Source organism: Magnetospirillum molischianum DSM 120 (assembly GCF_000294655.1).
In the GTDB taxonomy this organism is placed as follows: domain Bacteria; phylum Pseudomonadota; class Alphaproteobacteria; order Rhodospirillales; family Magnetospirillaceae; genus Phaeospirillum; species Phaeospirillum molischianum.
On sequence record NZ_CAHP01000019.1, the window covers coordinates 14,465 to 33,307 of the forward strand.

At 64.8% G+C, this 18,843-nt stretch carries 15 protein-coding genes; 10 read left to right on the forward strand and 5 right to left on the reverse strand.

Annotation, left to right across the window (positions count from 1 at the left end):
* Positions 1–320: 320 nt before the first annotated feature.
* From PHAMO_RS07490 to PHAMO_RS07500, 3 genes are read left to right on the forward strand one after another with little or no spacing between them, the layout of a single operon-like run.
* Positions 321–2,858 carry a cation-translocating P-type ATPase gene (locus PHAMO_RS07490; RefSeq protein ID WP_002727988.1) on the forward strand — a complete coding sequence of 846 codons (2,538 nt, stop codon included), beginning with the start codon at positions 321–323 and terminating at the stop codon, positions 2,856–2,858.
* Between the two features lie 18 nt (positions 2,859–2,876).
* Positions 2,877–3,278, forward strand: coding sequence for a cytochrome b/b6 domain-containing protein (locus PHAMO_RS07495; RefSeq protein ID WP_002727990.1), 402 nt, complete (start codon positions 2,877–2,879; stop codon positions 3,276–3,278).
* Positions 3,279–3,289: 11 nt separating this feature from the next.
* Positions 3,290–4,339, forward strand: coding sequence for an AI-2E family transporter (locus PHAMO_RS07500; RefSeq protein ID WP_002727991.1), 1,050 nt, complete (start codon positions 3,290–3,292; stop codon positions 4,337–4,339).
* 219 nt (positions 4,340–4,558) lie between these two features.
* Here PHAMO_RS07500 and PHAMO_RS07505 read toward each other — a convergent pair whose 3' ends face one another.
* Both PHAMO_RS07505 and PHAMO_RS07510 read right to left on the reverse strand, forming a co-directional pair.
* Positions 4,559–5,317, reverse strand: coding sequence for a YkgJ family cysteine cluster protein (locus tag PHAMO_RS07505; RefSeq protein WP_002727993.1), 759 nt, complete (start codon positions 5,315–5,317; stop codon positions 4,559–4,561).
* A gap of 7 nt (positions 5,318–5,324) precedes the next feature.
* Positions 5,325–5,810 carry a YchJ family protein gene (locus tag PHAMO_RS07510; RefSeq protein WP_002727995.1) on the reverse strand — a complete coding sequence of 162 codons (486 nt, stop codon included), beginning with the start codon at positions 5,808–5,810 and terminating at the stop codon, positions 5,325–5,327.
* A gap of 168 nt (positions 5,811–5,978) precedes the next feature.
* Here PHAMO_RS07510 and PHAMO_RS07515 point away from each other — a divergent pair, with 168 nt between their 5' ends.
* From PHAMO_RS07515 to PHAMO_RS20195, 5 genes are all read left to right on the forward strand, one after another.
* On the forward strand, positions 5,979–6,245 hold the full coding sequence (locus PHAMO_RS07515) for a PepSY domain-containing protein (RefSeq protein ID WP_002727997.1): 267 nt from the start codon (positions 5,979–5,981) through the stop codon (positions 6,243–6,245).
* Between the two features lie 78 nt (positions 6,246–6,323).
* Complete coding sequence (locus PHAMO_RS07520; protein ID WP_002727999.1) at positions 6,324–7,103, forward strand: formylglycine-generating enzyme family protein; 780 nt, start codon at positions 6,324–6,326, stop codon at positions 7,101–7,103.
* Positions 7,104–7,674: 571 nt separating this feature from the next.
* Positions 7,675–8,295, forward strand: coding sequence for an MEDS domain-containing protein (locus PHAMO_RS07525; RefSeq protein WP_002728001.1), 621 nt, complete (start codon positions 7,675–7,677; stop codon positions 8,293–8,295).
* Positions 8,279–9,835 carry a sensor histidine kinase gene (locus tag PHAMO_RS18455; RefSeq protein ID WP_002728003.1) on the forward strand — a complete coding sequence of 519 codons (1,557 nt, stop codon included), beginning with the start codon at positions 8,279–8,281 and terminating at the stop codon, positions 9,833–9,835. The genes PHAMO_RS07525 and PHAMO_RS18455 overlap by 17 nt, the downstream gene beginning before the upstream one ends.
* 78 nt (positions 9,836–9,913) lie before the next feature.
* On the forward strand, positions 9,914–10,039 hold the full coding sequence (locus tag PHAMO_RS20195; RefSeq protein WP_002728005.1) for a hypothetical protein: 126 nt from the start codon (positions 9,914–9,916) through the stop codon (positions 10,037–10,039).
* A 717-nt stretch (positions 10,040–10,756) separates the two neighbouring features.
* Here the strand turns inward: PHAMO_RS20195 and PHAMO_RS07540 are convergent.
* Positions 10,757–12,469 carry a TylF/MycF/NovP-related O-methyltransferase gene (locus PHAMO_RS07540; protein ID WP_002728007.1) on the reverse strand — a complete coding sequence of 571 codons (1,713 nt, stop codon included), beginning with the start codon at positions 12,467–12,469 and terminating at the stop codon, positions 10,757–10,759.
* A gap of 75 nt (positions 12,470–12,544) precedes the next feature.
* Here PHAMO_RS07540 and PHAMO_RS07545 point away from each other — a divergent pair, with 75 nt between their 5' ends.
* Positions 12,545–13,459 carry a class I SAM-dependent methyltransferase gene (locus PHAMO_RS07545; protein WP_002728009.1) on the forward strand — a complete coding sequence of 305 codons (915 nt, stop codon included), beginning with the start codon at positions 12,545–12,547 and terminating at the stop codon, positions 13,457–13,459.
* Here PHAMO_RS07545 and PHAMO_RS07550 read toward each other — a convergent pair.
* On the reverse strand, positions 13,420–14,283 hold the full coding sequence (locus PHAMO_RS07550; protein WP_002728011.1) for a class I SAM-dependent methyltransferase: 864 nt from the start codon (positions 14,281–14,283) through the stop codon (positions 13,420–13,422). The two genes, PHAMO_RS07545 and PHAMO_RS07550, sit on opposite strands and share 40 nt — an antisense overlap.
* Positions 14,280–18,401, reverse strand: coding sequence for a glycosyltransferase (locus tag PHAMO_RS07555; RefSeq protein WP_002728012.1), 4,122 nt, complete (start codon positions 18,399–18,401; stop codon positions 14,280–14,282). Before PHAMO_RS07555 ends, PHAMO_RS07550 begins: the two co-directional genes overlap by 4 nt.
* Positions 18,402–18,498: 97 nt before the next feature.
* Between PHAMO_RS07555 and PHAMO_RS20005 the strand changes: the two genes are divergently transcribed.
* Positions 18,499–18,732 (forward strand): hypothetical protein, encoded by a 234-nt coding sequence (locus PHAMO_RS20005; protein ID WP_235720811.1) that lies wholly within the window; start codon positions 18,499–18,501, stop codon positions 18,730–18,732.
* The last annotated feature ends 111 nt before the right edge of the window (positions 18,733–18,843 follow it).

Sequence of the window (18,843 nt, forward strand, 5' to 3'; positions counted from 1 at the left end):
CTGACAATTATCTCTGTTAAAACAATAGTAATGAATGCTACATTTTAATGTATTAACTATGTTTTTATTTAAATTACTAATTTATTTATTAATTTCTATTAAAAATAGAATATGTAAGCAGATTTAATATTTATTAAGTATTTTCCGTATCTATAATTTTTTTCATGAAACGGGCAGCGTATTTAAGCGAAAATCAATTCGCGGAGTGATAAACCGATGGGAAACCCCAAGCCTATCGGTCGGAGATGCAGTCCCCGATCCGTTGAGGCGGGAACAGTTGGTCGCTACGTTGTGGTCTCGGCCTTGCGCACGTTTCAGCCATGACCACAACAATCCAGGGCTTGAGCGAGTCGGAGGCTAAGGCTAGGCAAAAGGCCGAGGGTTTCAACGAGCTGCCTCGACCGGAGCGGCGCACACCGTTGCGCATTATCATCGAGGTCGTTCGCGAACCGATGCTGGCGCTGCTCCTGGGTGGCGGCGCGATTTACTTGGTGATCGGGGATCACAAGGATGCTCTGATCCTGCTCGCCTTCGCGACGCTGTCCGTGGCCATCACCGTAATCCAGGAGACCCGCACCGAACGGGTTCTCGACGCGTTGCGCGACCTCACCAGCCCGCGCGCCTTGGTGATCCGCGATGGACTGCGCAAGCGGATCGCTGGGCGCGACGTGGTGCGGGGCGATGTCGTCGTGCTGGCGGAGGGCGACCGGGTGCCGGCCGACGCGGTGCTGCTCGAAAGCGATGACCTTCAGACCGACGAATCGCTGTTGACCGGCGAGCCGGTACCAGTGCGCAAGATCGCCAAGGGGGACGAAGCGCTGCCCGATAGCCCCCGCCCCGGCGGTGACGACCTGCCATGGGTGTTCTCCGGTTCGCTGGTGGTGCGTGGCACGGGGATCGGCGAGGTCGCAGCGATCGGCACGCAAAGCGAGATCGGCAAGATCGGTCAGTCACTGCGGACGCTGGAGACCGAACCGCCGCGCCTTCAGGCCCAGACCCGCCGGCTGGTCCGGCTGTTCGGTATGGTCGGCGGTGCGGTCAGCCTTCTGGTAGTGGTGCTGTATGGCACCTTGCGCGGCAGCTGGCTCGACGCGGTGCTGGCCGGCATCGTGCTCGGCATGTCGATGCTGCCCCAGGAATTTCCGATCGTCCTCACCGTGTTCATGGCGATGGGGGCGTGGCGGATATCAAAGGCGCGGGTGCTGACCCGGCGCGCAGCGGCAATCGAAACTCTGGGCTCGGCAACGGTGCTCTGCACCGACAAGACCGGCACCCTGACCGAGAACCGCATGACGATCGTCGAGTTGCGTCTGCCTAGTGCCGAGACACTTCACCTCACCGACGCCCAAGGTGCGGCGCCGCCACCGGAGGCTTTCGCCCCCTTGCTCGAGTTCGGACGCCTCGCCAGCGCGCCGATTCCCTTCGACCCGATGGACAAGGCATTTCACCAGCAGGCGGCGGGCGTGGTTCGGTACGGTCCGGAATGGCAGATCGTCCATACGTATGGGCTTCGTCCCGGCCTGCTGGCGATGTCGCAGATCTGGCGGGCGGGTGACGCGAAAATTGTCGCCGCCAAGGGGGCGCCCGAGGCCATCGCCGATCTGTGCCACCTCGGTGAGCCGGAGCGCGCCGCGTTGACGACGGCAATGGAGGCGATGGCTGCCGAGGGGCTGCGGGTCTTAGGCGTTGCCCGCGCCGCTTTCAGCGGCGATGCCTGGCCCGAGACGCAGCACGATTTCGCCTTCGAGTTCCTCGGCCTCGTCGGCCTTGCCGATCCGCTTCGGCCCAGCGTGCCCGCGGCGGTCAGCGAATGCCGCTCGGCTGGGATCCGCGTGGTGATGATCACTGGCGACTACTCCGCGACCGCCCGGGCGATTGCCGGTCAGGCCGGTCTTGATGCCCTTGATCTGGTGACGGGGGAAGAGCTCAACAAAATGAGCGATGCCGACCTGGCTCAGCGGGTGCGGACCGCGACGGTCTATGCCCGGATCATGCCGGAGCAGAAGTTGCGCATCGTCACCGCGCTGAAGGACGCGGGCGAGATCGTGGCGATGACCGGCGACGGCGTCAACGACGCGCCATCGCTCAAGGCGGCGCATATCGGTATCGCCATGGGCGGGCGCGGCACCGACGTGGCGCGCGAGGCAGCCTCGATCGTCCTGCTCGACGACGATTTCGGCTCGATTGTCACCGCCATCCGATTGGGTCGGCGAATCTACGACAATCTGCGCAAGGCGATGGGTTTCATTTTCGCGGTGCATGTGCCGATCGCCGGAATGGCGCTGCTGCCGCTGCTGTTCGGCCTGCCGATCATGTTCGGACCGATGCACATCGCCTTTCTTGAGATGGTGATCGATCCGGTCTGCTCGCTGGTGTTTGAGGCCGAGACCGAAGAGAAAAATGTGATGAGCAAGAAGCCGCGCCCCCGCGACGAGCCGCTATTCTCGGGTTCGCTGATCGCCTGGAGCCTGTTGCAGGGATTCGTCGCCCTCGGCTTGGTCGGCGGCATCTTCTTCGTCGCCCTCGACCGGGGCATGCCCGAGGCCGAGGTCCGTGCGCTGACCTTTTTCTCCCTGGTGCTCTCGAGCGTCAGCCTGATCTTCGTCAACCGCTCGTTCGGGGCTTCTCTGGTCACCGCGCTCGGACGGCCAAACCGGGCGCTGGTTCTGGTTCTGCTCGCCGTGACGGTGATGCTGGGCCTGACGCTGTTGTGGCCATTCGCCAGCACTCTGTTCCGGTTTGGGCCGTTGCATCCGCATGATCTCGCGGTGACGGCGGGGGCCGGACTCGCCCTTCTGCTGATCCTCGAATTCGTCAAACTGCTGCGGTCGAGATCGCGACCAAGGGAACAAAATTAAATCGGAAAGGATAGCGGCATGCCCCAGTCCCCTGGAAGCATAGAGCGGTACGATTCGCTCTCTCGTCTGCTTCATCTGCTGATCGCCCTGGGAATCACCGCCGAGCAGATGACCAGTCTGGTGATGATTACGCCAAAGCCCGGACGGGTCCCCAATGATTGGTACGCATTCCATCAATCGATCGGCATCATCCTTCTGGGGGTGCTGATCGGCCTGTTCCTCGCGGCAAGCGGGACCGCGTTGGCCTTGACCATCGTCCCCGATGTCGCGCTGTCGCCGGCCATGCATGCGGTCAAGGAGACGCACGAAGCTGCTGGGCCGTTGATGTGGGCCTATCTGGTGTTGCATCCCGCCATGGCGATCCTCCATCAATTGGCCGGCCACGACACCCTGGGCCGGATGTTCGGGCACGGCCGCTGACCGATAATCGCATGGCAACAGCCTCGCCCCTCAGCCGTCGTCTGGTGCCCTGGCTGGCCTTAGCCGGCCTGGGGTGCCTCGTGTATCTGATCATGGACCCCTTCCTTGCGCCGCTGGCCTGGGCGGGGGTTCTGGCCTATGCCTCCTGGCCCTTGACCAACCGGCTGCGGCTTAAATGCGGCGGGCGGGAAACCCTGGCGGCCGGTATTGCGACCGTCTTGGCGGTTCTGACTCTGTTCGCCCCGCTGCTGTGGCTGGCTTGGCTGGGGCAGCAGGAAATCGGGCGCATCTATCCCGCCGTGCAAACCTTTATCGCCGCCCCGCCGATGCCCCCGGTTTGGCTGCAACGGCTGCCCTGGTTGGGGGCGTGGTTGATGCAGCAGCGGGAATCGTTGCTGTCCGATCCCCTAGGCATGGCCTCGCTCGCCAGAACTTGGCTTTCGGACCATGCCATCGACGCGGCGATTTTGGCCGGTGGCATTGGGCGAAATCTGGTCAAGCTGGTGCTGGCGCTGACGATTTTGTTTTTCTTCTATCGCGATGGCGCGCGGATGTTCCGCGAAGTGCGCCATGTTCTGGAGCGTTTCATCGGTCCGCAAGCCCAAGGCTATCTTGCCGCCGCCGGTTCGACGACGCGCGCCGTGGTTTACGGCATTCTGCTCACCGCCCTGGTGCAAGGCACCGTCGCCGGATTGGGCTATTGGGTGGCGGGGCTGACGTCGCCGGTAACGCTTGGGGTGATGACGGCCCTCTTCGCCCTGATCCCCTTCGGCACCCCCCTGGCCTGGGGCGGGGCCGGGGCCTGGTTGCTGTTCGAAGGCGAGGTCGGCGCAGCCATCGGCATCTGGATTTGGGGGGGCGCGGTGGTGAGCCAGATCGATAACGTCTTTCGCCCGATGTTTATTTCCGGAGTCGGGGCCATTCCCTTTCTGCTGGTTCTGTTCGGGGTGATGGGCGGCATTCTCGCCTTCGGCCTCGTCGGGCTGTTCGTCGGCCCGATCGTCCTGGCGGTGGTCTGGGCCGTGTGGCGTGAATGGGCCGCACATCTCGATGACGCGTAGGGTGGCCATGACGCCCGTCATGATCATGGCCGCCCGATCGATGATCATGGCGCTCGGAAACAGGCGGTTGCCCGTGCGGGTCGCGCCATACCGTGGTGGCCTCGCCCGAGCCGAAACCACTACCCGGCCCGGAATGGGCCGCCTCGTCACGGATCGGCTGGAGCAGTTTTTCCAGTTCCCCCGATCCAGCCAGACTCCGCGGCATTGGGTGCAGATGGATCAGGGACGCGCCAGCCGCTCCATGTCGCGTAGCCCGGCGGCATAATGGCGGTGGAACGCCGCCAGGGCCGGATCGCTGGCAGTCCGCTCGACGAATGCCGCCAAGACCGGGCGTTGACGCTGGGCGAATTCGGCGCGATCGACGCCGTCCAGCTGCCGCAGCAAAGGGGCGAACCCCACGAGCAGGTCGCCGCCCACCGGATTGGCCGCCGCCGCGACCAGCTTGTCGAGGATGTTCGGCACGGTGGCGACCAGATTCTCGGCGAAGGCGCGTAGCCGCGTAGCCTGATCTGCCAGGGCACGCAATTCGGCGTCGAACGCCGCGCGGTCGAGGATCGTCTTGTCACGATAGACCGCCGGGGCGGCGGTCGAGACGTCGCAGGCCCAGCCTGGGCGGGGCACCAGCATCGCCGCCTGGTCGGTCTCGTCACGCTGAGGGTAGAACGGCATCGTCCGGCAGCGCAGCGGCTTGGTCGGATGGATGGCGCATAACCCGCCGGGATCGCGTTCCGGGCAGGCCATGGCGGCCGGAAGATAGGACACCGGCGAGATCCGCACCGCGAGGTCTCGCCGACGATCCAGTCGGATGGTGGCGCCCAGGCGGGTGGTGATTGCAAATGAGCGATGCCCCTGACGCACCGGGGTCAGCAGCACCGCCAGCGGAAAGCGGCCGGCATGGGCAATCGCCTCGTCCAGGGTCAGCGGCAGCACGCCGACGCAGCAGTGGCCACAGGCGGTGCAGGCGAAATGGCGTTCCATCCCCGCCTTACCGGCCGCAACAGGTCTTGTATTTCCTTCCCGACCCGCAGGGGCAGGGATCGTTGCGGCCGACCTTGACCACCGTGCGCGGCGGGCTTTTCGGGTTCACGATCCCCTCGACATAGACCCAGGCGCCATCGTCGCGGCGGAAGGTCGCCCGCTCGTGGTGCAGATGCGGCTCGCCGCGCATCTTGAAGCGGGCGAGATAGTCGAGGGTTCCGCTTTCGTCGCCCGCGCCACCGCCCTCGACCGCCAGAACCTCGATCCCCACCGCCGCCGCCTCGCCGGCCGAGTGTCCGACCTCGTCGCGGTCGAACGCGGCGCGCTTCTCGGGAGCCAGGGTGCGGTCGAGAAAATCGAGGTCACTGCGGATGAATGCGCTGTAGCGCGCCCGCATCAGCGTTTCGACAGTGAGGGCCGGGCGCGTACCGTCGATCACCGGCCAGCAGCAATCATCGAACGCAAGACCGGATCCGCAGGGACATAACGGCATCGTTTCCTCCGTATACGGCGCGCGACCTTCGGCACCGGGACAATCGCCGATGATCGTCCGTAGCGGATGAACCCTTCATGAACCGACTCGTCACCGTCAATTCAGTCGGCAGGGGATAGGGTGTTTCTCAAGGCGCCCCCGGTGCTTCCCGTTCTCAGGAGACCTCAGATGATGACCCGTTCGATCCGTATCCTCGCCGCCCTCGCCAGCCTGTCCTTCGCCGCCCCGGCTTTTGCCGCCGATCTGTGCAAGCCGGCCGACGGCCCGGCCAAGCCCGAAAGCGAGATCCGCGCGATGCTCGAAGGCCAGGGCTACCAGATCCGCAAGATCGCCACCGAGGACGGCTGTATTGAGATGAAGGGCACCGACAAGGCCGGCAAGCGGGCCGAGGTCTATGTCCATCCGGTGACCGGCGAGATCGTCAAGGTGAAGTGATCCCGCAGCACCATCCTGACCGGACCGGCAGCACCCCGCCGGTCCGGTCGATCGTCTTCTCCCAGAAGGAGTCTCGTCATGGTCGCGATCCGACGACTGGTCGGTGTGCTGATGCTGAGTCTGGCTGGCGGAGGCCCCGTCTGCGCCGCAGATACCTTCAGCGATTGCACCGACTGCCCGATCCTGGTGGTCATCCCGGCCGGTACGGCACGGATCGGCAGCCCGCCCGGCGAACCGGGGCGCGAGACGTTCGAGGAGCCCCGTCACACGGTGACGATCGCCAAGCCCTTCGCCCTGGGCCGCACCCCGGTGACCCAGGCGGAATGGCAGGCGGTGATGGGCAGCAATCCCAGCCGCTTCAAAAACGACACCCGACCGGTCGAGTCGGTCAGTTGGATCGAGGTTCAGACGTTCCTTCATCGGTTGAATGAGAAAACCGGCCAGCACTATAGGCTCCCAACCGAAACGGAATGGGAATACGCCGCCCGGGCCGGGGGCGATACCCGCTATCCCTGGGGCGACGAGATCGGGGTGGGCAAGGCGGCCTGCGTCGGTTGCGGCAGCCGGTGGGACGGCGAGCAGACGGCCCCGGTGGGGTCGTTCCCGCCGAACCGCTTCGGTCTGTTTGACATGGCGGGCAACGTCTGGCAATGGACCCAGGATTGTTGGTCGGCAAACTATCAGGGCGCTCCAGCCGACGGCAGCGCGAGGACCGGACCCGAGACCTGCTCGCGGGTGATCCGCGGTGGTTCGTGGGGTAACAGCCCGGCGCATCTGCGCTGCGCCAAGCGGATGCGTTTCGCCTCGGACTTTCGCTTCATCGACATCGGCGTGCGTATCGCCCGCGACCTTGATTGAAGGCGGGTATTCGGGTGACACTATTCTTTGCACGGGGATCGAGGAGAGGCCATGGCGACTCCTCTATCCTCCCCATGGTATTCTCGTGCGAATAATTAAGACGACGAATGGGGGGAACCGGGATGAGTATGGCGACGTTACGCCCACGATCATCTCGGGTTCAGATGCAGCGGTCCCGGCGATAGCGACTTGCCCTGCTGATTATGCTCGCCGCCGTCGGGTAACCTTTGCGGATATTGCATCTGTTCCCATCGCCTAGATTTTATGCGATTCCAGTTTTCAGGACTCGTTCGGATTCATTTTGGCAAGACGGCCGTCCGAGTTTGGCGGCACCGGCAGCAATTAATCCAGTTGTATTGCCTGAGAGGATTCGGTCCGGGCGGCACGCGAGGCTGAATGGCTTGTTCTTGACTAATAACGAGCATGGACTTTCCATCACACCCGCTCGGTGAGTGAGTGTCCCTGATCGAGGATATAGTCGCCAAACTGGACGTTTGGTATAGGAAAGCGCAAATTAGATACATAGCCTGCCGACCTGATCCTGTTCCGCCTGCGCTTCAAGGGGGTGACCATGACCCGCGATGCCGTGCCTGTCTCTCTTGGCTTCACTGCCCAGACTTTTCCAGCTGGGGTGCATATCTGCCATATCTTCGGGAGCGAATCCGAGCGGATCCAGGCCTTGGAGCATTTCGTGCGCAGCGGATTGAAGGCCGGCGAACGCACGGCCTGCTTCTCCGATCGGCTCGATCATGACCATCTGTCATGCTACCTGGCCGATAATGGCGTGTCGCATCGCGATTGCGTCGAGTCCGGAGCCTTGCTGACAGATTCCCCTCGCGAGGTCTATTTCCAGGACCAGCGATTCGACCCCGACCGTATCGTCGAGACCGTGCGGCGTTTTCACCTGGATTCGGTTGCCCAAGGCTACCCCGCCGCCCGAGTGATCGGCGAAATGACCGCTGAAATCCAGACCATCTCCGGCGGTGACCGGCTGATGGAGTATGAATCCCGTATCAGCCTGTTGTTGACCGACCATCCGGTCACCGCCGTCTGCCAGTACGATGCCACCGCTTTCGACGGTGCGACGATCATGCAGGTGCTGAAAGTCCATCCGTTGATGGTGATTCGCGGCGCTGTCATACACAACCCGTTCTTCATAGCGCCGGAGGAGATCCTTGCCCGGCGCAGATAACCCCGATTCCAACGCTTTCCAGGCTCTCGATAACCGTGTCCTGGGACAGTTGCTCCTGATGCAGAGCGTCATCGCCATCCTCCCTGAAGGGGCGGTGATCCCTTTCGTACTCGAAGGGTTCGCCGACCTCCCAGGCGTTGCAACAGTGGCGTTTGACCCGGATCCCAATCGCGTGGCCGGGCAAGGCTCGGTCGCTTTTTCTCTGTCGATGGGGGGCTCGACCAGCGGCAATCTGCTGGTCGATGTCGTCGAGTCCGCGACCTTCGCCCCCTATTGCGATTATCTGCGCAATTTCTGCTTCATGGTTGCCGTGATCCTGGAAGAACGCCGTTTGCGCCGGCTAACGGCGCAGCACCAGGAGCAGTTGGAAGATCTGGTCGCCGAGCGCACCCGGCGGCTCACCGTCGAGGTCGAGGCGCATCAACAGGCCGTGTTGGCGCTGAGCCAGCGTGACTTGGTTTTCCATCGGCTTGTTCAAGCAATTCCCCACGGGATCGTCCTGATCAACACCGACGGCAGCGTCGGCTACCTCAACCCGGCCTTCACCCACATCCTCGGCTACACGTTGGCCGACATCCCCGATTCCGATTTGTGGTGGAGGAAAGCATGTCCCGACCCTCTCTATCGCCAAATGGTAATGGACTCATGGCAGAGAGCGGTCATCGACCCGCCGGAATTCCGTCAAGCTGACGAGACCTTCACCGTCCGCCATCAGGACGGCAGCGACCGGATCATCGCGTTCGTCGCGGTGCAACTGCCCGACCAGCGGGTGCTGGTCACCCTTGACGACGTCACCGAGCGCAAGCGTGCCGCCGAAGACCTACGCGACAAGAACGCGGCGCTCGAGCGCTCCAACGCCGAGCTTGAAGCCTTCTCCTATGCCGCTTCGCACGATCTGCGCGAGCCGCTGCGTAATATCAAATCGTTCACCACCTTGCTGGCGCGGCGCCTTGACGACCGATTGCAGGACGAGGAACGGGAAATCGTCATCATCATCACCGACGCTGCCGCCCGCATGGATGCCCTGGTCCGTGATTTGCTTGACCTGTCGCTGGTCGGCCGTATCGAAAAGCCGATGGTGCCGGTCTCGTTGCACAACGTGGCCATGTCAGCGATGAATAGCCTGCGGATCCAGATTGAAACCGCGGGCGCCATCGTTGCGATTCACAGCAACCTGCCAACCGTTATCGGTAATTCGGACGAGCTGTGCCGTGTCTTCGTCAACCTGATCGGAAACGCTCTCAAATATCGCCGGGACGCTCCTCCCGAGATCGACATCGATTGCCAGGCTGACGGAGAGATCTGGCTGATACAGATCCGTGACAACGGGATCGGCATCGAAACCGGGCTGGGGTATGAGGAGCGGATTTTTGGGCTGTTCCAGCGCCTGCACCATCGCAACGAATACAGCGGCACCGGTATCGGCTTGCCGATATGCCGCAAGATCATCACCCGGCATGGCGGACGGATCTGGATCGAATCCGAAGGGGTCGGCCGCGGGCTCCGCTGCTGCTTCACCCTTCCGGCCATCACGGTCTGATCATTGATCTTCAGATCGGTGTTGACCGAGGTTACATCTCTAAATTCGCGCTATAGTGGGTCTAATCTTGCAGACACAATGAATACGGTCGGGCGCTGCAGCACCATCGGCATCGCCCGCGCCAGGGCGGCGGTCACGATGGTCAATATGGCCTACAACATGAAGCGCTGGTGCTGGCTCGACCGTCAGGCCGCCATCGCCTGACCGGGTGGCCCCGGGATGGGGCCACCCGGTCATTGCAGGCGGCTTCCCTCGCAATCTCCCTCCTCGGACCAGCGGAGATCTGTTCCGCGCCCCCAAAATCGGGCCAGCACTCGCCTCGTCAGTGCCATTTCGGCCGGTCGGTGCTGGTTTCCGGAAGTATCCACGTGGCGGCGACAAAGGTTGGCTGTTTCTTGTGCTGGAAAATCAGGGTTTCCCGGCGCTTGCATGGATCGCCTTGAATCGTCAGAGCCTGTTTGGCGAGTGCCGATCGCAGCCACCGCGGAGCATCCGAATCAGCGAATGCTTGCGCCCGCGGACGCGACGAAAGAAGTCGTGTTTCCGACGTTTCCCCAAGATACTGGCGTGACTCCGCAGAGCGTCAGTCTGCTCTCGCGCCTATAAGTGAAAGCCCCAGCCAAGCTAGGCTGAGGGCGATGATCCAGCCGCCGCGCACCGCCGAGACGGTGCGCAAAAACCCGCTGGGGCTCTACGTCACCGCCCCGGCTGGCCGCCTCGCGTCATCGTCATCACTGTCAGTCCCGACCTCAACCGCGATCTCGCCGCTTATGCCGAGGCCTGTCGTCAAGGCCTACGGCCAGCCCGAGGCCGTTGCCAACCTGATCCCGCCGAACCGGTTCGGCGGCGGGGGCGGGAACACGCCAGGAGGGGAAGAGGGGTAATCGGGCACGCTGTAGCGTGGACTGGAAATCCGTTCATTTATCTGTCTGTCCGAATTTCCCGGCCCGGCTCTTTCGATCTGCTCACCGAGGGGCGACAGGCAACAACGGTGAACATCGGCGCCAGCATCCCATTGGGTCCGTGTTGATGGTGGATGTGGACCTCTGCGTTGGGGAAACCGAGGCAGCCCAGGGCTTGAACGAAGAAGCGCGGCGAAAAAGACCACCACGTATCCAGTACCGCTGCGCCCTCGGCATCGGGGATCAGCCGCATCACCGGAAGTTCCCCCAGCGTGGAATCGTACAGGTCGGTTACGATGATCGTTTCGTTTACCCGCGCGGCCACGCTTTCCAGGATGGAAAACGGCGATCGCGTGTGGAGCAGGATCGCGGCGAGGACCCCGATATCGAACCGTCCGATGGCGGCGGGAACAGCCTCGGGAACGGTTTCGATCAGGCGGGTCTGCGACTTGAGATGGTGGTGCATGTACCAGAAGGAATTGCGGACACGAATGATCCCCTGCAAGAAGGAGGCGCGCCATGCATCCCGGTCAATGCCCTGATGAGGGAAAACGTCCCACAGGCGTTTCAGGGGCGGCTCTACGGCGGTGACGCTGGCGCCAGCCTGCTCCATATGGAACGTCAGATAGCCGCTGGCCGGCCCGATCTCCAGCACGCTTTTCCCCGCGAAATCGACAGCCCCGAGATAAGCGGCCGTGTTCGTCCGCAGATCCCACTGCCCGGCGATGACCCCCTCGGGTGTCTCCATGGTGTGATAGAAATCGCAGGCGGAAAGCGGCGGTTGAGGCCGCTCGATCACGGTGAACGGCGCGTCGGGCGAGGATTCCGAACGAGGCGGGCGTTTCCCCTCCTTGCGCCACGCCATGCCGGTCCAGTCGATTGGCTCCAGCGGGGTGGTGATCCCCCGTTCGGTTCGGAAATCCTCCACCGCCTGGCGGCACGGCGGCAGGGCACCGTAATCGTCGATGATAATGAAGCCGCCGGGCACCACCCTGTCGTAAAGGGTGAGAAGGGCATCCATGGTTGATTCGTATAGATCGCCATCCAGACGCAACAAGGCAATCGGGCCGGTCGGCGCCTGCGGCAGGGTGTCGCGGAACCATCCCGGCAGAAATCGAACCTGATCGTCGAGCAGATCGTAGCGAGCGAACAACGCCTTCACCCGTTCCTCGGACACCGCCAGGATGGGAGCCCGCCGCTTGCTCAGATCGTAATCCTTATCTTCCTGGACCGAGGGGGCCGGCACACCGCGGAAGGAATCCGCGACCCATACGATGCGGTCGGTCACACCGTGGGCGGCAAGATGCGCCCGCATGAAAATGGTGGCGCCGCCGCGCCAGACGCCGGTTTCGATCATGTCACCGGGAATGTCTTCGGCCAGGATAGCATCCAGGCAGAAATGCAGATGGTCCAACCGCTGGCAGCCGATCATGGTGTGGACGTGTTCGGAAATGTCGCGCGGATCGTAGGGCCGCCCGCCGTCTTCCGGCCAGAGCACCATATTGCCGTCGTTGCGCACCGCCACAAGGCGGGCCATGATATCGGGGCGTCGGGCCGCAATGTCGCGGATGACCTCGGCGTCCGGTTCCGCTCCCTGGCGGCGGCACAGCAGCAGATAATGCAAAACGGCCTCCAGTTCGAGATAGAGCTCGTTGAGCAGCGATCGCTTGATCAGCCGGAGATATCTGTCGGCAAGAGACGCATCGGTACCGAGAGAGGGATAGAGTGACATCGTGGCCTTTCAAGAAGAGGTCAGCCCGTGGTGGTGAACCGTTGGACCGGAATGCTCGGGGGACAGGAGCCCGCCATGACTGAAATCAGCAACAGGATCGATGCGGTCTGGGGAGATCCGGCGGCGTGGGAGGCCGCCGGTTGGCAATGGGAGCGGCTTCCGGAGATCCGGCGCATGGTAAACCGCCATGTTACCGGCGACGAGGCGATCGATCCGCTCGGCTGGTTCTTCCGGCGCGTCGCCAGGGAACGGCCCTTGCCGCTGGGCCGAGCCCTGGTTCTCGCCTGTGGCAGCGGCGGCCTGGAACTGAGGCTGATCGGCGAGGGCATGGTCCGCGAAATCGTTGCGGTCGATCTCTCGCCACGATCTCTGGAGGTGGCACGGGCGACGGCGCGGCAGAGCGGGGTGACTGGGATCGAGTATCGCTGCTGCGACATGAACGCGCTGGATGTCGCCGGCCCCTTCGACCTCGTGATCGGCAGCAGCGCCCTGCATCATTGCGAAAATCTTGAAGGTATTTTCGACGCCATCCGTCGGATTCTGGTACCGGGCGGCTGGTTCTTCCTGAATGATTATGTCGGCCCCAATCGCTTGCAATACGATGCCGCTCAGGTAATGCAGGTTAATCGCCTTCTGCAGCTTCTTCCGGATCATTTGGTGGTGAACGAGGCTGGCTTCAGCCGACGCGGCTTCCGGCGCGCTCCGGTCGCCGAGGTGGTTGCCTTCGATCCCAGCGAGGCTCCCCGCTCCGCCGATATCCTGCGGGTGATGCGGCAGAGCTTGGCGGTGGAGACGGTGCGGCCCTACGGAGGCAACCTGCTGTACCTGACATTGTCCAATCTGGCGCAAAATTTCGATGTCGAGCATTCGGGCGATGCCGTCGCGCTGGACTATCTGAAACTGCTCATCGAGGCCTCCGATCATTGGCGGGTGACGCGGCCGGGCCAGGATCATTTCGCCGTTGCCGTCGCCCGCCAGCCCATCAGCTGATCGAGCGCGCTCCAGTCGTTTCTGGCGAGGGCGAGGTGGTTGGCGATGATTGGACCATAGGGGAGCGCGGCGTAGGCCGCCAGAATGACCTCGAAACGGTCGCGTAAGACGATCGAATCCGGACAAAGGGCGGTAATCAGCGTCAGGCCGGTCGGGGCCGTTGGAAGGGTCAGCAGGCGCAGATCGGGGCGAATCGCCCGCAGGCACGGCACCACCTTCCAGGCGTCTCCGGTGTAGAAGCCCGTTCGCCGCGCTTGGGTGGCGGTGAGCGGATCGAGCGGCCAAGTGTCGTGCAGGGCGATGACTGCGCCCGGAGCGGCATGGGCTTCCAGGGCGATGAAATCATGGAGCACGCTGGCGAAGCGATGGTCGCCGTCAATGAAGGCGAAGTCGACCGGGCCGGGCAGTTCGGTGACCGCGTCGGGATCGTTGAAGAAATCCGCGCTGGTGCGGGCGATGAGCCGGGTCGTCGACGGCAGCGGCAATTCGGGTGGGGGGTGCGCGGCGGGGTCAATGCCGACGGCGTGCGCCGCGGCGGAGGCAAGGCGCAGGCTGCGCCCGGTCTCGACGCCGATCTCCAGATAGAGGCGTGGCCGCAGGGTCTGGTGAAGGCGCCGCAGCCAGTCGAGATAATCCGGTCCCGGCCGTTGGGCGAGGGCAAGGCCCAGATGCGCTTCGGGAAGATTCGCCTCCCGGCGCAAGGCCTCGGTGAAGCAATCCGCCGCGCGCCGCCTGTCTCCCCGTCGCAACGCCTGCCGGCCCTCGACGAGCAGGCGGCGGAGCGGCAGGGGCCAGGGATGGGTCGTCGTCGGCGGCTCGATCATCGTGCCGCCTCGGTCAGGACCGCCTCGCGCAGGGTGGCGCGGAAGCGGTCGGGGTCGTGCTCCTCGATCACCCGTGCCATGGCGGAGTCGCGGATGCGCCGCCACAATGCGTCATCCTCGTGCAGAGCCGCCATGGCCGCAGCGAACCCATCGGCATCGCGTCCGACGAGGATCTCCGTCCCGTTGCCCCAGCCCAACTGCCGCACCAGCAGCGGGGTTGCCACCACCGGCAGACCGGCGGCAGCGGCCTCGATCACTTTGAGGGGAATGCCGGCGGCAAAGCGGGTCGGGGCCACGAAGACGGCGGCCTGATCATACCATGGCGTGGGATCCTCAACCCGCCCGACCAGACGAACCCGCTCGCAGGCCAGGGCGGCAATCCGCGCCGACCGGCATTCGCCGATGATGGTCAGGCAGGGCGGTGGAGCGGCCCTCCGAAGGGAAAGACGGGGCAGAACCGTTTCGACCAGCCAGACCAGACTGTCCTCGTTGGGGCTGCCGGGTGTCAGGGCGCCCAGGAACAGGAACCCGCTTCGGCCGGAGCGGGTCGGGGGGGCCGGGTGCGGGGACTGGGCATGACTCACGATATCAACCCTGGCGGCTCCGCCGACCGCGAACAAGTGGGCCTCACGCCGGGAAACGGCCAGAACCCGATCGGCGTGGGCGCCCAGGTCCAGTTCTTCCTGCAGACGCCGGTGCGCCTCGACGCGGGAGAGCGGCCTGCCGGTGACGGCAGCCTGGATGATGTCGCGCCGCGCGAACAGGGCCTCGGCGTCGTAAACTACCCGCATCGTGGCAAACAGGTGGGGACGTCGGCGGCGGATCGCCTCGATGATCGCCATATTGGGCGGACGGCTGACCAGCAACACATCATACAGCCCCTGGCGCCGGTCGAGAAAATCCTCCAGCGTTGAGGCGTTCTGATCGAGCGCCACCTCGATCTCGGCGGGCAGGGTCTGATAAACGGCGGTCCAGTCGCTTTCGGCAATCCACATCGGAAAGAAGGTGACATGACAGCCGGCTAGCGCGGATAGCATCAGGCGCGCGCGCGGGTTTCCCGCACCGCGGGCCGTGTGCGGCACCCCGTTGTCGATCACCAGAACACGCGGCGCTGGCACCGCCGCCCAGCGGTCGCGCACTGGCCGCGCGGTGGCCGGCGACGGGCGGGAACGCAAGAAATCGGCGTGACGGGCCAGGAAAGCGCTGCGGTTGCGCCGGATCATGATGGCGGCTGCATCGGACGTGAGGGTGCTGCCGCCCTCCACATGGGTGAGAATGACTGCGGGATCGTAGACCACGCGGAAGCCGGCGCGGTGAACCCTGAGGCAAAGATCAGTGTCTTCGTAATAAGCGGGGGCCAGGGCGGTCTCAAAGCCGCCCAGCGCCTGCCACAGCGGACGCGGCAGCAGCAGGAAGGCCCCCGAGACATAATCGACGTCGCGCCGGAAGCGGAATTCCGGCCGGGCGGGATTCTCGCCCCGCCCGTAGCCGACGGTGGAGCCGTCATTGAAGACGATCCCGCCGGCCTCCTGAAGCGAGCCGTCGACCAGCACCACACGCCCCCCGACCACGCCGATCGACGGGTCCGATTCGAGGCAGCGCTGCGCCGTGGCGAGGGCTTCGCGATGCAGAAAGGCATCATTGTTGAGGAACAGGATCTGTTTGCCGCGCGCCCGGGCCGCTCCTTGATTGGCCGCGAGCAGGAAGCCGACATTGTCGTCGTTGCGCAGCACGATGGCGCCGCTCACCCGCGCCAGCATCGCGGGCGTCTCATCGGTAGAGGCATTGTCGACGATGATGGTCTCGATGTTTTCCTGCTGCTGGTCGGCCAGGGCGACAAGGGCCCGCAGACTGAGCCCTGCCTGATTGTACAGCACGATCACCACCGACAGGTCGGGCCGGTCCGGAGCCGGCAGCCTTAAAACGCCGTCCCGTTTCAGCCAGACCGCCAAGGCGCGGCGGGCCAACGCCTGACAGCGGCTTTTGTGGTCGGGCGCGGCGGTGATCGCGGTTAGGCCGTCGCGGGCCTGCAGCCACGCCGCCTCCAATTGGGCGGTGACGCGGCGCGCGTTAAGCAGGGGAGCGGCGCGGAGACGGTCGCGCAGTGTTCGCCGGATCTCGGCCAGACCCTGTCTGTCGGCGGCAAGGGTGCGGGCGATCGCGAGATAATCGGCCGGACGTGTCGCGATCCAGTCGGCCCCTCCTGCCGCGGCGAGCAGGGATGCCCCCTGCCGTTCCGCCATAAGCCCACTCCCCGCCAGCGTCACCACCGGCACGCCCATCCACAGGGCGTCGGCCAGGCACAGCCCGCCATTGGCAGGGAAACTGTCGAGGGCGATGTCGATCGCGGCGAAGCTGTGCAGATAATCGGCGTAAGGCTGCTGAAACCGATAGATCACCCGCTCTGGCGCGATCCCGCGTTCGTGGAGCAGGGCGGAGACCTCCGCGCGGAATTCCCCGTCATGGGCGTGACGGCCAAGCAGCATCAGGCGCGATTCCGCCACGCTGGCCAGCAGGTCGGCCCAGGTTTCCAGGCAGATGCGGCTGAGGCGGAAGCCGCGTACCGGGCAGCCGAAGGTGACGATGCCGGTTTCCACCGCCGGCGACGGACCGATGGCCGGGGCAACCGCCGGGGGCGTCCAGCACCATTGTCCACCGCTCAGGGTGAGGCAGTCTTCGTCGTGATGCTCGGCGAGGGCGGGGGGCAGGGCAACGCTGTCGGTGATCAGCATGTCGAAGAGACCGCCGCTCGGTCCCCAGCTCCCAAACCAGCCGCATTGCAGCGGCGCCAGGCGACGGCGCAGGAAGCGCAGGACTTCTGCCTGTCCATGGAAGGGGTGGAGGCCGACGGTGTCAACAACGACATCAATGTCGTTGGCTGCACAGGAGGCCGCCAGATCGACCCCGGCGAGCGGATGGACGAGGACGCGCGAGCGCAGATCCGGCGGCAGGGCTTCGACATCATCAGTATAGAGATGCAGCGTCACCACCGCCGGATCATGCGTGGCGAGAACCCCCGTCAGTAACGCATGATGATAATGGGAGGCGAGATAGGCAACGTTCAGTCTCTGGCCCGGTGTGGGGGCGGGGCGGGGACGGGGTGGCAGAGCCCCCCACGCCACGCCATGCTCCAGTCCCCACTGCCGCAGTTGGCGGGCGGTGGCGGTCGGGGGGAGGGGGCCGGCCATGGCGTCCAGGTACAGGCAGGCGATTTCCATCTCGGACTCTTGCGGGAAGGCCGTCCGGGCGGCCTGGGTGATCCGCAGGGTTTCCTGGACATTGCCGAACCCGGCCAGCCATTCCAGGCACTCGCGCAGAACGCGGCGATGCAGGTCGGCGGGCAACAGCCGCACCAGATCGGCGGCGGGCGGATAGGCTGCCGCGGCAAGTCGGACCGCGACATGGGCGGCCTCGGGATGCTGGCTGTCGCGGTAAAGCAGGCGGCCGGCGCGGTCCGCGGCATTACGCCAGGCGTGGTCGCGGTCATCGGGCGCGGCCAGTCCCTGCCACAGATGGATCCTGGCCAGCAGGGCATCGGCGGCGTACCGCAACGGGCCGGACCCGACCGCCTTGAGGGCGGCGGCGATCGCGTCCTGGTGGCGACCGGCCAACGCCAGGAGTTCCGCCTGTTCCAGCCAGCATTCGCCACGCTCGGGCGTCAGGTCGCAGGCCTTGCGCAGGGCAATCAAGGCTTCCGGCAGGCGGTCATCCATCACCAGAACCCAGGCGAGCTGTCCCAGCACGTCGCTGCGGCGCGGCGCTAGAGCATGGGCGTGGTGCAGGGCGTCCTCCGCCTCGGCGAGCCGGTTTTGGCGATGGCGCACATGGCCGAGGCACCGCCAGGATTCGGCATCGTTGGGGGCCAGGGCCACCGCCTGTTCGGCATGGCGTTCGGCTGCGGCCATCTGGTTCGATGCCTGATGGGCAAAACTGGCCATGACGTGGGCGGCGGGCAAGGCCGGGGCTAGGTGCAGCAGCGTGTGGCAGAGTTCGGCCGCCACCGGTAGGTTGCCCGCGTCCAGTTCCAGGGCGGCGGAGTGCCGCAGGGCGTCGCAATCGGTTGGCGCCAACCTCCTGGCCCGGCGGGCGGCCAGCCGGGCGGTGGTCCACCGGCCCATCTGGTGGAGCGCGGTTGACAGGGCGGTCCACAGATCGGCGGCATGGCAGGTGCGTTGCAGCAGGGCATGGAGATGCGGGCGGGCGGCCCCCCCCCCGGTGCTGTCCGATCAAGGCCCAGGCCAGTTGTTTGCGGGCGGCGGCGTGGTCGGGTGCCTCGCGCAGCACGCTGTCCATCAGGTCCGCCGCCGCCTCGGCCTGACCGAGGGCCAGCATCAGGCGAGACCGCGCCAAGCTGGCGGCGATCAAGGCGGGGTCGTGTCCCTGGGCCTGGGCAAAGCAGTTCAGTGCCGCTTCGGGTTGGTTCCGATCCTGTTCGATCTGGCCGCGTAGAAGCCAGCCCTCGCCCCAATCCGGCCATCGCCCGACGATCTGCGCGGCGACCAAGGCCGCCTGCGCCCCGGCGCCGCTTTCGCGCAGCACCTGCGCTTGCCGCAGGTGCAA